This is a genomic window from Streptomyces sp. NPDC104761 (assembly GCF_055583445.1).
The window spans coordinates 51,198-63,641 of the sequence record NZ_JBVJNZ010000007.1; the positions used below are offsets into that span (position 1 = coordinate 51,198).

General features: G+C 72.9%; 12 protein-coding genes. 7 read left to right on the forward strand and 5 right to left on the reverse strand.

The genetic code is table 11. From position 1 onward, the window contains the following. Window positions 1–128 precede the first annotated feature (128 nt). On the forward strand, window positions 129–1,751 hold the full coding sequence (gene aceB / locus ACZ63F_RS20100) for a malate synthase A (protein ID WP_469712599.1): 1,623 nt from the start codon (window positions 129–131) through the stop codon (window positions 1,749–1,751). Window position 1,752: 1 nt separating this feature from the next. Here aceB and ACZ63F_RS20105 read toward each other — a convergent pair whose 3' ends face one another. The 4 genes from ACZ63F_RS20105 to ACZ63F_RS20120 form a co-directional block, all read right to left on the reverse strand. Then, a complete protein-coding gene (locus tag ACZ63F_RS20105; protein WP_469712600.1) occupies window positions 1,753–2,043 on the reverse strand; it encodes an Rdx family protein in 291 nt (96 codons plus the stop codon). Continuing rightward, window positions 2,040–2,945: a HipA family kinase gene (locus ACZ63F_RS20110; protein WP_469712602.1), complete on the reverse strand. Its 906-nt coding sequence runs from the start codon at window positions 2,943–2,945 to the stop codon at window positions 2,040–2,042. Before ACZ63F_RS20110 ends, ACZ63F_RS20105 begins: the two co-directional genes overlap by 4 nt. 67 nt (window positions 2,946–3,012) lie before the next feature. Next, window positions 3,013–3,828 carry an SDR family NAD(P)-dependent oxidoreductase gene (locus ACZ63F_RS20115; protein ID WP_469712603.1) on the reverse strand — a complete coding sequence of 272 codons (816 nt, stop codon included), beginning with the start codon at window positions 3,826–3,828 and terminating at the stop codon, window positions 3,013–3,015. A gap of 75 nt (window positions 3,829–3,903) precedes the next feature. Further along, the gene (locus tag ACZ63F_RS20120) at window positions 3,904–5,415 is read right to left on the reverse strand and encodes an IucA/IucC family protein (protein ID WP_469712605.1); all 1,512 of its coding nucleotides are present in this window, start codon (window positions 5,413–5,415) and stop codon (window positions 3,904–3,906) included. Between the two features lie 93 nt (window positions 5,416–5,508). On the opposite strand from ACZ63F_RS20120, the gene ACZ63F_RS20125 reads away from it, so the two are divergent. The 3 genes from ACZ63F_RS20125 to ACZ63F_RS20135 all read left to right on the forward strand — a co-directional run bounded on the left by ACZ63F_RS20125 (window position 5,509) and on the right by ACZ63F_RS20135 (window position 9,196). Continuing rightward, a complete protein-coding gene (locus ACZ63F_RS20125; protein WP_469712606.1) occupies window positions 5,509–7,014 on the forward strand; it encodes an IucA/IucC family protein in 1,506 nt (501 codons plus the stop codon). Between the two features lie 74 nt (window positions 7,015–7,088). Further along, window positions 7,089–8,351 carry a VWA domain-containing protein gene (locus ACZ63F_RS20130; RefSeq protein WP_469712608.1) on the forward strand — a complete coding sequence of 421 codons (1,263 nt, stop codon included), beginning with the start codon at window positions 7,089–7,091 and terminating at the stop codon, window positions 8,349–8,351. Next, complete coding sequence (locus ACZ63F_RS20135; protein ID WP_469712610.1) at window positions 8,351–9,196, forward strand: hypothetical protein; 846 nt, start codon at window positions 8,351–8,353, stop codon at window positions 9,194–9,196. Before ACZ63F_RS20130 ends, ACZ63F_RS20135 begins: the two co-directional genes overlap by 1 nt. Window positions 9,197–9,250: 54 nt before the next feature. Here the strand turns inward: ACZ63F_RS20135 and ACZ63F_RS20140 are convergent, their stop codons facing one another. Further along, window positions 9,251–9,877 (reverse strand): winged helix-turn-helix transcriptional regulator, encoded by a 627-nt coding sequence (locus ACZ63F_RS20140; RefSeq protein ID WP_469712611.1) that lies wholly within the window; start codon window positions 9,875–9,877, stop codon window positions 9,251–9,253. A gap of 82 nt (window positions 9,878–9,959) precedes the next feature. On the opposite strand from ACZ63F_RS20140, the gene ACZ63F_RS20145 reads away from it, so the two are divergent. The 3 genes from ACZ63F_RS20145 to ACZ63F_RS20155 are packed head-to-tail and all read left to right on the forward strand — an operon-like array spanning window position 9,960 to window position 12,344. Further along, on the forward strand, window positions 9,960–11,168 hold the full coding sequence (locus tag ACZ63F_RS20145) for a pyridoxal phosphate-dependent aminotransferase (protein WP_469712613.1): 1,209 nt from the start codon (window positions 9,960–9,962) through the stop codon (window positions 11,166–11,168). Between the two features lie 42 nt (window positions 11,169–11,210). Next, window positions 11,211–11,741: an HAD domain-containing protein gene (locus tag ACZ63F_RS20150; RefSeq protein ID WP_469712615.1), complete on the forward strand. Its 531-nt coding sequence runs from the start codon at window positions 11,211–11,213 to the stop codon at window positions 11,739–11,741. Between the two features lie 3 nt (window positions 11,742–11,744). Beyond that, window positions 11,745–12,344, forward strand: a complete 600-nt coding sequence (locus ACZ63F_RS20155) for a histidine phosphatase family protein (RefSeq protein WP_469712616.1) — start codon at window positions 11,745–11,747, stop codon at window positions 12,342–12,344. The last annotated feature ends 100 nt before the right edge of the window (window positions 12,345–12,444 follow it).

Sequence of the window (12,444 nt, forward strand, 5' to 3'; positions counted from 1 at the left end):
ACCATTGAACTTCCACGATGAGAAAACTAGTATCCACTGTTCAGAAGCACCGGTCCCCTGAGCGGGTGTGCTTCGCTCTACCCGGAACGACTGGCACCCGGTGCCACCGCTGAAGGAAGTGACAGCTCATGTCCGCACCAGCGCCGTCTCCGCCGGCCATCGTCGACGCCGAGCCCCTGCCCCGGCAGGAGGAGGTCCTCACCGACGCGGCGCTCGCCTTCGTGGCCGAGCTGCACCGGCGGTTCTCGCCGCGCCGCGGCGAACTCCTCGCCCGCCGTGCCGAGCGCCGCGCCGAGATCGCCCGCACCTCGACCCTGGACTTCCTCCCGGAGACCGCCGCCGTCCGTGCGGACGACTCCTGGCGGGTGGCCCCCTCCCCCGCGGCGCTGAACGACCGCCGGGTCGAGATCACCGGTCCCACCGACCGCAAGATGACCATCAACGCCCTCAACTCGGGCGCCCGGATCTGGCTCGCCGACTTCGAGGACGCCTCCGCTCCGACCTGGGAGAACGTCGTCCTGGGCCAGCTGAACCTGATCGACGCCTACACCCGGAACATCGACTTCACCGACCCGGCGAGCGGCAAGTCGTACGCCCTGCGCCCGGACGAGGAGCTGGCGACGGTCGTCATGCGGCCGCGCGGCTGGCACCTGAACGAGCGGCACGTCGAGGTGGACGGCGAGCAGGTGCCCGGTGCCTTCGTCGACTTCGGCCTCTACTTCTTCCACAACGCGCAGCGGCTGCTCGACCTCGGCAAGGGACCGTACTTCTACCTCCCGAAGACCGAGTCGCACCTCGAAGCCCGGCTCTGGAACGACGTGTTCGTCTTCGCGCAGGACTACGTCGGCGTCCCGCAGGGCACCGTCCGCGCCACCGTGCTGATCGAGACGATCACGGCCGCGTACGAGATGGAGGAGATCCTCTACGAACTGCGCGACCACGCCTCGGGGTTGAACGCCGGCCGCTGGGACTACCTGTTCTCCATCGTGAAGAACTTCCGTGACGGCGGGCCCCGGTTCGTCCTCCCGGACCGCAACGCGGTCACCATGACCGCCCCGTTCATGCGGGCGTACACCGAACTCCTCGTCCGCACCTGCCACAAGCGCGGCGCGCACGCGATCGGCGGCATGGCGGCCTTCATCCCGTCCCGCCGCGACCCCGAGGTCAACAAGGTCGCCTTCGAGAAGGTCCGCGCCGACAAGGACCGCGAGGCGAACGACGGGTTCGACGGCTCCTGGGTCGCCCACCCCGACCTGGTCCCGATCGCCATGGAGTCCTTCGACCGGGTCCTCGGCGACAAGCCCAACCAGAAGGACCGGCTGCGCGAGGACGTCCACGTCGAGGCCGCCGACCTGATCGCGGTCGACTCGCTGAAGGCGAAGCCGACCTACGCCGGTCTGGTCAACGCCGTCCAGGTGGGCATCCGTTACATCGAGGCGTGGCTGCGCGGGCTCGGTGCGGTGGCCATCTTCAACCTCATGGAGGACGCCGCCACCGCGGAGATCTCGCGCTCGCAGATCTGGCAGTGGATCAACGCCGGTGTCGAGTTCGAGAACGGCGAGAAGGCCACGCCGGAGCTGGCCCGCAAGATCGCTTCCGAGGAACTCGACGCCGTCCGCGCGGAGATCGGCGACGAGGCCTTCGCGGCCGGCCACTGGCAGCAGGCCCACGACCTGCTGCTCACGGTCGCCCTCGACGAGAACTACGCCGACTTCCTGACGCTGCCCGCGTACGAGCAGCTGCGCGGCTGAGCTACTCCGGCCGCGCCGGCTTGTCCGAGTGGCCCAGGGACCTCCCCGGGGCCACTCGGTCGCGTACGGCCTGCTTCACGGCCGTGGGCTCGGGGAATCCCTGGTCGCGCCGGTCCCAGACCACCTCGTCACCGACCCGGACGACGAACACGCCGCCCCTGCCCGGCTTCAGCGCCAGTTCCGTCAGCTCGGTCTCGAAGGTGGTCAGCAGCTCCTGCGCCAGCCAGGCCGCCCGCGGCAGCCAGCGGCACTGGGTGCAGTACTCGATCTCCACGCGTCGGCTGTCGTTCATCCCAGGTGTACCGACCAATCCTGTCGGGCCGCGGGCTTTCCGTGCAGGTCGGGGACTCGCTGCAGCCAGGCCGGGCGGCCCCGCCGGGTCCTGTCCGCGCGGGCGGCCTCCTCGGCCGCGAGCTGGTCGCGACCCGGGAAGTCGGTGGGGAGCCACTCGGCGGAGGCCCGCACCCGGGCCAGCAGATAGCCGACGTAGGCCTCGCGCGTCTCCTCGGGCGTCCCGAAGCCGGTGAGCCAGGCGTCCGGGACCTCGCCGAGGACGTCCCTGAGCAGCTGCTCGGTCACCCTGGGCGCGAGTTCGGCGTCGGCGGCCCGGGTGTCGGGGCCGTACCGGCCGAGGGCGTGGTGCCGGAAGTCGTACGGCTTCCCGGGGGCCGAGGTGTCCCAGCGGTGGTGGAAGACGAGCGCGGCGCCGTGGTCGATGAGCCACAGGCGCGGGGGTGCGATGCCGAGGGTCGGCCAGACCATGAGGTTGGAGCTGTGCACCGTACGGTCGACGTTGACGGTGAGCGCGTCCAGCCAGACGATCCGGCCCGCCTCCAGCGGGTCCACCGGGAAGACCTCGGCGATCTCGGGGGTGAAGTCCTCCGCACCGGGCAGGAAGTCCATCCCGAGGTTCACCCCGCCGCTGGCCGCGTGCAGGTCGCGCACCTCCTGGTGCGGCTCGTCCCCGGCGATCACCGGGTCGAAGTGCACCAGGACCAGCTCCGGGAACCGCAGCCCGAGCGCCCGCGCCAGCTCCCCCACGATCACCTCGGCGACCAGCGCCTTGCGCCCCTGCGCGGACCCGGTGAACTTGACGACGTACGTCCCCAGGTCGTCGGCCTCGACGACACCGGGCACGGAGCCGCCGGAATGCAGGGGCGCGACATAGCGGGTTGCGGTGACCTCCCTCAGCATGCTCGCCCCTCGTTCTCCGGTCTCGGACGTGAAGTGACCAGCGTAACCGGGCGTGACGGTGCGGGGCTCAGTGACCGGCGTCCCGGCTCTCCACGCGGAATCCGAACGGCACCGTGCCCGGGTCGAGGGCGGTGATCCCGCCGTCGACGGTGAGGGCCGCGCCGTTGACGAAGGACGCGGCGGGCGAGAGCAGCCAGGCGATCGCCTCGGCGACCTCGGCCGGGTCGGCCGGGCGGCCTGCGGGCGCCAGGCGCGTCGCCTCCGCGTAGGCCTCCTCGATCCCGCCGGCCATGCCCTCCTCCGCCGCGAAGCGGGCCATGCGGCCGTCGGCCATCTCGGTGCGCACCCAGGTGGGGCACACCGTGTTGGCCCGCACACCCCTGCTGCCGTAGTCGACGGCCACCGAGCGGCACAGCTGGAGGAGCGCGGCCTTGGAGGTGGCGTACGCGGCGTTGCCCCAGCCGTTGCGCAGCGCGGCGACGGAGGCGACCGCGACGACCGCGCCGCGGCTGTCCAGCAGGTGCGGGAGGGCGGCGCGCAGGGTCAGGAACGGGCCGGTCAGGTTGGTGCGCAGCACCTCGTCCCAGGTCTCGTCCGAAAGGTCGCCGACCGCGCCGCTGCGGCCGATGCCCGCGTTGAGGACCAGTCCGTCGAGCCGGCCGTGGCGGGCGACCGCGGTGCCGATCAGATCCTCGATCGCCGCCGGGTCCGCCAGGTCGCCGGGGTGCGCCAGCGCCCCGGTCTCGTCGGCCACCCGCCGCAGCGGTTCGGGCCGCCGCCCGCCGATGACCACGTGGTGCCCGGCGGCCCGCAGCAGCCGGGCGGTGGCGGCGCCGATGCCGGTACCGCCACCGGTCACCACGACAACTCGTTCGTCACCCACGGCGGTTGGTACTCCTCGTCGGCAGCGGACCGGACGCTGTGATCGTAGGCCGGCGCCCCTTCGCCCCCGCCGGTTTCAGGCCAGGGGGTTCGGCAGCGGCAGATAGCGCGCGTCGGCCCCGTCCGCCCCGGTCCAGCGCAGCAGGAGATTGGTCTTGCCGGGCAGCGTCGGGGAGGCCAGCAGTCCGGCCACCTCCGGGAGCGGATGCCGGGCCAGCTCCCGCCGGGCCGCGGGCCAGGGGTCGAACCCGGGGTGGCGTTCGGCGAGCGCGGCGGCGACCTCGGTGAGGTGGTTGACGACCAGGCAGTACACCAGCCGCTCCCACCCGGCGGCCCGGTCCACGTCGGCCCGCAGCTTGACGCCCTCGGCGTCCCGGTACAGCGCCTGCACCGGCATGCCGTCGGCGTCGACGGCGACCAGGGTGTTCTGCAGATGCGCTTCGAGGACGACGCCGTGCTCCGCGAAGGCGGTCAGGGCCGGGGGCACGACCGCCCGCAGATACGCCTCCCACCAGGCACCGGGGTCCGCAGCCGCGGCCAGCGGGTCGCCGTCGAAGCCCTCCACCAGGCCGGCGGCGAGCAGCGGGGTGGCTCCCGGCAGCAGCGGCCCGCGCAGCCCGTCCCTGACCAGTACGGCCAGTTCCTCGAAGGCGAAGCGGGCGGTGCGGTAGCCGCGGTCGCCGAGCCAGCCCGCGGGCCCGCCCATCGCCCTGAACGCGGCGGTGACGGCCGCGTTGGTGCGGCTCAGTTTCCGCAGGTCGTGCGCCCAGAGGCGGCGGATGTCGTTGGTGATCCGGACGTCGAGGCTGAACTTCAGGAAGAGGTCCCGCTCCGGCTCGTACACCGTGCGGATCGCGGCCGTCGGCCAGGCCGTGAAGCCGGTCTCGCCGAGGCGCAGCAGCCGGCCGTCCGCGAAAGCGGGGGCGAGGTCGCGGGCGGCCAGGTCGAGCTGCCAGGGGTGGGCGGGCAGCAGCCGGTAGCCGGGCGGTACGGCGGCCGGCCCGGCCAGGGTGTCCAGCGCCGTCGTGTCGCCCTCCTCCGCCACCTCGTCCTCGCGCACCCCGAGCAGCACCAGCGGGAACCGGGCGTGCGCCTCGGGGGCGTACGGCAGCCAGGCGGTGACCGGGCCGCCGCCGCGTGCCTTGGGGGCGGGGTGGTAGGGATGGCCGGTGATGAGGGACTGCTCCGAGCGCAGGTACGGATCGTCGGGCGCCGTCGCCCCGGCGCGTGCCGTGAGCAGCGCGGCGACCGCGTCCCGGCTGTCGAGCATCTCGGCGGGCAGGTCGCCGTTGGAGAGCCCGGTGTGGGTGCGCAGCTCCTCGGCGACGAGTTTCACGAGTTCGGCGTGGCCGAGGCGGTGCCAGGTGCCGTCCGCGTACACCTCGGGCGCGGTCGGCCGGCGTTCGCCGCGCACCCGCAGCAGCCGTCCGCCGCCGGGCAGCCGGTGGACCCGCCACGGCCCTTCCCCGGCGTCCGGGATCGGGTGGGCCACCTCCCGCAGCAGGCAGTTGAGCAGGGGCGCGGCAGCATACGCGTCGGCGCGTTCGCCGGCCGCGTCGCTGAGGTGCATGAGGTCCACGCGTTCCATTCGTTCGCTACGTCCACACAGTCCGTTCCTGATCAGTATGTCGCCCGTCATCGGTCATCATGTCCGTCGTACCCGTCCCCGAGGAGCCTTCCCGTGCGCCGTCCCTCCCCCATCGAGACCCGGCTGGCCGCGGAGCTGGCCGAGGTGCGGCCGGACCTCGTCGACCGGTACGCGGCCGAGCTGCCCGGTGCGCGGGCGGCGGTGCTGACCCGTCTGTGGCGGGCACTGGCGCACGAGCCGCTGCCGTGGGTGGCGCGCCGGGTGCGCGGGGCGCACAGCCTCGCCCTGTGGCTGGCCGACGGGCGGGCGCTGCACGGGCCGCGGGCGGATCCGTACGCGACGGGCGCCTATGTGACCGCCGTACGCCTGGACGGGGAGGCCTACGACGATCCGGCGCGGCTGATGACGGAGCTGGGGTGGCCGCACTCGGCCGGGTTCGCGGCCGAACTGGCGAACAGTGCCGCGTCGCTGGCGCTCTCCCGGGCCGATCGGGGGTTCCCGCCGAAGGAGTGGCCGGACCGCGACTGGGAGTGGGAGCAGCGGGTCGTCGACGGCCATCCCTTCCACCCCAACTGCCGTTCCCGGCCGGGCTTCTCGGCGGCGGAGCAGCTCGCGTACGGGCCGGAGCACCGGCAGGCCGTGCGGCTGGAGACGGTCCCGGCCGCGGCCGGGGACTGCCTGCTGAGCGGCGACTGGCCGGCCGAACTCCGCGACGGGCAGCGTCTGTTGATCCCCGTGCACCCCTGGCAGCAGGCCCACGTCCTCAAGGGCGGCCCGGCCCGCCCCTGGCGGGACGCGCATCCGCTGATGTCCCTGCGCACGCTCGCCCTTGACGGCGAGACACATGTGAAGACCGCGCTCAGTGCCCGGCTGACCTCGTCCGTGCGGGACATCTCGGAGTATTCGGTGGGTGCCGCGGTGACGTTGTCCTCGTTCGCCACCGACCTTGCGGACCGCACGGACGGGCTCCTGCACATCACCCGCACGCTGGGCGCGGTGACCGCCGGGTCCCCCGACCTGGCGGCGGTGCTGCGCGAGTCCCCGCAGGCTTACGCGGCACCGGGCGAGCGGGTCCTCCCGGTGGCCGCCCTGGCCACCACCACGCTCCCCGGATCGCCCTCCTGGCTGGCCGGGTTCACCCGGCTCGCGCTGACGGTGGGGCTGCGGCTGCTGGACCTGGGCGTGGCCCTGGAGGCGCACGGCCAGAACCTCCTGGTCGTGCTCTCCGGGACCGGCGCCCCGCTCCGCCTGGTCTACCGCGACCTGGCCGACATCCGCCTCAGCCCCGCTCGCCTGCGCCGCCACGGCATCACCCCGCCCGATCTGACGGGCCGCCTGGTCACGGACGACGAAACCGTTCTGCGCCGCAAGCTGTTCGGCTCCCTGATCGCGGGCGCCCTCGCCGGCACGGCGGGTTCGGGACCGGCCCTGGCAACGGCCCTGGACGCGGCCGTACGGCACCTGCCCGCCACTCCCGACCTGGCGGCGCTTTGCGAAGGCCCGCTGCCCGCCAAGGCGTTGACCCTGATGCGGCTCTCCCCGGAGGTGCCCGGCGACCAGTGGACGGCCCTGCCGAACCCGCTCGCCGCCGTCCGTTGACCTGCCGGCCACCCTGATGCCCAGGTCCGGACCCCGTTTTGGAGCCCGGCGCCTTTGATCAATAGGATCCGCCGATGATCAGAACACATCGGCCGGCGGCAGGAGTCTGTGCTCTGCTCGCCGCCCTGGCGGCCGGGATCGCGTTCCCCGGCCATGCGGTCGCCGACGAGACCGAACAGGCCGCTCCCAAGGTGGAGCTCGTGCTCGACGTCAGCGGGTCCATGCGGACGGCGGACATCGACGGCGGGACGCGGATGGCCGCGGCGAAGCAGGCGTTCAACGAGGTGCTGGACGCGACACCCGAGGGGGTCCAGCTCGGCATCCGCACCCTGGGCGCCAACTACCGCGGCAACGACCGCAAGGAGGGCTGCAAGGACACCGCGCAGCTGTACCCGGTCGGCACCCTGGACCGCACCGAGGCGAAGACCGCCGTGGCCACGCTCTCGCCGACCGGCTGGACCCCGATCGGCCCCGCGCTGCTCAAGGCGGCCGACGACCTCCAGGGCGGTGACGGGACCCGCCGGATCGTCCTGATCAGCGACGGCGAGGACACCTGCCAGCCGCTGGACCCGTGCGAGGTGGCCCGCGAGATCGCCGCCAAGGGCGTCGGGCTGACCATCGACACCCTCGGCCTGGTCCCGGACGCCAAGACCCGCGACCAGCTCAGCTGCATCGCGGACGCGACCGGCGGCACCTACACCTCCGTCCAGCACAAGGAGGAACTGACCGACCGGGTCGGCCAGTTGGTGGACCGGGCGGCGGACCCCGTGGTCACGCCGGTGGCCACCGAGGGGACGGACCAGTGCTCGTCGGCGCCGGCGCTCAAGTCGGGGCTGTACACCGACCGTGAGGAGTTCGGGCAGGAGCGCTGGTACAAGGTCGACGTCGACCCGGGGCAGGAACTGCGTGCTTCGGTGAGCGTGGCGGCCGACCGGGCCGTCAACCCCGACTACGGCGTGCTGCTGCGCGCGGTGACCGTGCACGGCCGTGAGATCGTGCGCGGCGAGGCGTCGGGGACGGGCCGTACGGACGTCATCTCGACCGGGCTGCGGTACCCGAAGGCCGAGAGCGACGACGAGGACACCACCCCGGAGACCGTCTGCCTCCAGGTGACCAACTCCTTCTCGGCCGCGGGCGGGGTGAAGACCACCCCCGGTCTGCCGGTCGAGCTGACGGTCGACGTGGTGGACGGGCCGTCGAAGGCGAGCGACGTCGCCTCCTTCGGTCTCGGCCGCGGCTGGTGGCTGCTCGGCGCACTGGTGCTGACCGGCTTCCTCGCGGGTCTGGTGTGGGGCTGGGTGTCCCGGTGGCGGGTCGCGGTCTGGAGGACCAACTGATGTCGATCACACGTGTGGTGAGCGCCGCCCTGCTGGCGGTGGGCCTGGCGGCCGGTCCGGCGGCCGCGGACTCCTCCCCCTCCCCCAGCGCCTCGCAGGACAGCGGCGCGCCCACCCAGGCGGGCACCTCCTTCCGTACCGCGGCCGAGATCGGCCAGGGGCAGCAGGCGACGGCCAGCGGGTCGACCGGCGACTACCTGTACTGGTCGTTCCCGGCCGACGCCGGCCGGCGCCCCACCGTCAGGGCGACCGTGAAGCTGCCCGACGCGCACGCGGGACAGACCTGGCAGCTCGACGTGTACGACGGGCTGCGGCGCCGGCAGGCCTGCCAGTACGGGGCGCAGACCCGCACGGCCGCACAGGGCGCCGCCTCGGTGGAGCTGGCCTGTGTGATGCGTACCGTGCGCGCCTGGTCGGAGCCGTGGGCCGACGACCCGCTGCCCGGCACGTACTACATCCGGCTGACGGTGGTGGACCTGACCTCGGCCGACCTGGGCCAGCCGGTGAGCGCCGAGGTGAAGGTGGACTCCAAGGACATCGGCGGCTCGGCGGCGGTGGACGGCTCGCTGGCCGAGCCGCTGGTGCCGGGCATCGCGGTCAGGTCCGCTTCGGACGGGGGCGGTTCCTCGTCCGGCGACGGCTCTTCGTCGGACGAGGGCTCTTCGTCCACGAAGTCGGCGGTGCTGTCCAGCATCGAGCCCGACGGCGGCTGGTCCTCCGGCTGGTGGAGCGACCGCTGGGTGTGGACCGGGATCGGCGGCGTGCTGGCCGCGCTGGCGGGGATCGGCGGGTACGCGCTGACCCGGGGCTCGGGACGGCCGAGGCGAGTGCCGCCGGGCGTGTGATCCGATACCGGAACCGGTGACCGGGCCCCCGTTCGCGGCGGCCCGGTCGTCGTGTCAGGCCTCCCGCAGTTCCTTGGCCAAGGGCCCGTCCCCCGTCACGGTGATCCGCCCGTCCCGTACCGCCTCCGCCAGGCCCGACTCGCCCCGCGCCAGGGCGATACCCGTGCCGGCGTCGAGCACGAGCCGGGCGTCGGGCTCGGCCGGTGCCGGGCCGTCGCCGTACACCGGACCGTCCTGCGCGCCGACGCGCAGGTGGAAGTGCCCCTCCCCCAAGCGGACTTCGACGATCCCTTCGCCCGTCAGGGCACGCAGCAACGGCAGCGCGAACCAGTGGGCGCGTACCGCGTCGGTGGGGCGGCGTTCGCCCAGTTCGGGCTCTCCCCACGCGCCCAGCGCCTGCAGCACCGGCAGCAACTCCCGTCCCCGTGGGGTGAGTTCGTAGACGTACGCGGCACCCGGCGGGGGCAGCCGCCGCCGGGTGGTGAGCCCGTCCCGCTCCATGTCCTTCAGCCGGGAGGCGAGGACGTCCGTGCTGACCCCCGGCAGATCCGCGTGCAGGTCCGTGTAGCGGCGCGGACCGGCGAGCAGCTCCCGGACGATCAGCAGGGTCCAGCGGTCGCCGACGACGTCGAGGGCGCGGGCCGCGGAACAGTACTGGTCGTAGCTTCGGCGAGGTGGCATGCGACGCAGTCTAGACAAGATGTTGGACTTTCCAAGCTCCCACTTGGTAAAACCAAGCAACACGAGTTTCCGGAGGGGCGCAATGGAGTTCCGGCAGTCCAACAAGCTGAGCGAGGTCTGTTACGAGATCCGCGGACCGGTGATCGAGCACGCCAACGCGCTGGAGGAGGCGGGCCACAGCGTGCTCCGCCTGAACACCGGCAACCCCGCGCTGTTCGGCTTCGAAGCGCCTGAGGAGATCCTCCAGGACATGATCCGGATGCTCCCGCAGGCGCACGGCTACACCGACTCGCGCGGCATCCTCTCCGCCCGCCGGGCGGTGGCCGGGCGCTACCAGACGCTGGGCCTGGAGGTGGGCGTCGACGACGTGTTCCTCGGCAACGGCGTCTCGGAGCTGGTCTCCATGGCCGTACAGGCGCTGGTCGAGGACGGCGACGAGATCCTCATCCCGGCCCCGGACTTCCCGCTCTGGACCGCGGTGACCACCCTCGCCGGCGGCAAGGCGGTGCACTACCTCTGCGACGAACAGGCCGACTGGTACCCGGACCTGGCCGACCTGGAGTCGAAGATCACGGACCGCACCAAGGCCGTCGTCATCATCAACCCCAACAACCCGACCGGCGCGGTGTACCCCAGGGAGATCCTGGAGGGCATCCTCGACCTGGCCCGCCGGCACGGCCTGATGGTCTTCGCGGACGAGATCTACGACCAGATCCTCTACGACGACGCCGTCCACCACTCGGTCGCCGCCCTCGCCCCCGACCTGGTCGTCCTGACCTTCTGCGGCCTGTCCAAGACGTACCGCGTGGCCGGCTTCCGCTCGGGCTGGCTGGTGGTCACCGGCCCGAAGCAGCACGCCAAGGACTACCTGGAGGGCCTCACCATGCTGGCCTCCATGCGGCTGTGCGCCAACGCCCCCGCCCAGTACGCCATCCAGGCCGCGCTCGGCGGCCGCCAGTCCGTCCGCGAACTCGTCGTCCCCGGCGGCAGGCTGTACGAGCAGCGCAACGTGGCCTGGGAGAAGCTCAACGAGATCCCCGGCGTCTCGTGCGTGAAACCGAAGGGCGCCCTCTACGCCTTCGCCCGCATCGACCCCAAGGTGCACCCCATCCACGACGACGAGCGGTTCGTCCTGGACCTGCTGCTCCAGGAGAAGATCCAGGTCGTCCAGGGCACCGGCTTCAACTGGCCCACCACCGACCACTTCCGCATCCTCACCCTGCCCCACGCGGAGACCCTGGAGACGGCGATCGGCCGGATCGGGCGGTTCCTGAGCGGCTATCGGCAGTAGTCGCGCGGTGGTCGTCCGGGGCCGTCCGGGTATGCCCTCCCCATGACCCAGCGGCCTCTGCTCCTCCTCGACGTCGACGGCCCCCTGAACCCCTTCCGGGCCCGGTTCCTGCGGCACCGCGGGTACGTGACCCGCAGGCTGCACCCCGCCAACTGGTCCGCCCGCCAGCGGCCCGGCTCCCGGGCGCTGCGCCGGGGGCTGCGGGTGCGGCTGCATCCGGGGCACGGGGCCCGACTGCTCGCGTTGCCCTACGAGCCGGCCTGGGCCACCACCTGGATGCACCAGGCCAACGAGATGATCGGGCCGGTCGTCGGACTGCCCGAGCTGCCCGTCATCGAGTGGCCGGAGCTGTTCGCGAAGGATCCGGACGGGCTGTACTGGAAGACGCGGACCGTCCTGGCCTGGGCGGCCGGGCGGCCGTTCGCGTGGGTGGACGACATGGTCACCGAACTCGACGTCCGCCATGCCGCCGAGCACCACGACAGGCCCGCGCTGCTCCTTCCGGTGGATCCGCGGCACGGTCTGCGGGCGCGTGACTTCGCGGAACTGGAGCGCTGGGCTCTTAGCCTCTGACGTATGGCTGATGTCTTTCTCGTCCGGCACGGTGAGACCGAGTGGTCGCGGTCCGGACGGCATACCGGGTGGACCGACGTGCCGCTCACCGAGCACGGCAGGGACGAGGCGCGCCGGCTGGCGCCGCTGATCCGCTCGCACCGCATCGGTGCCGCCTTCGTCAGCCCGCTCCAGCGGGCCCGCGAGACCGCCGAGCTGATCGGGGTGCCCGACGCCCGGGTCGACGCCGACCTGCGGGAGTGGGACTACGGCGGCTACGAGGGCGTGACCACCATGGAGATCCAGCGGACCCGGCCCGGCTGGTTCCTGTTCACGGACGGGGTCGCGCCCGGCCCGCCGGACCATCCCGGGGAGAGCCCGGAGCAGGTAGGGGAGCGGGCCGACCGGATGCTGTCCAAGGTCGAGGCGGCCCTCGCCAACACGGAGGGGGTCGTCCTGCTGGTCGCCCACGGGCACTTCCTGCGCGTCCTGACCGCCCGCCGACTCGGCCTGCCGCCGTCCGCCGGGGCCCTGTTCCAGCTGGCCACCGGGACGCTGTGCCGGCTGGGCACGGAGCACGACCGGCCGGTGATCGCGGGCTGGAACATCCGGCCCTGCGGCTAGCGGGACCGCGTCGTCAGTGCGCTGTGTGCGCTGTGTGCGTTGTCAGTGCCCGGTCGTAGCCTTCGGACAAGGGATCCGGAGCAGGGACCAGGACCGCGCG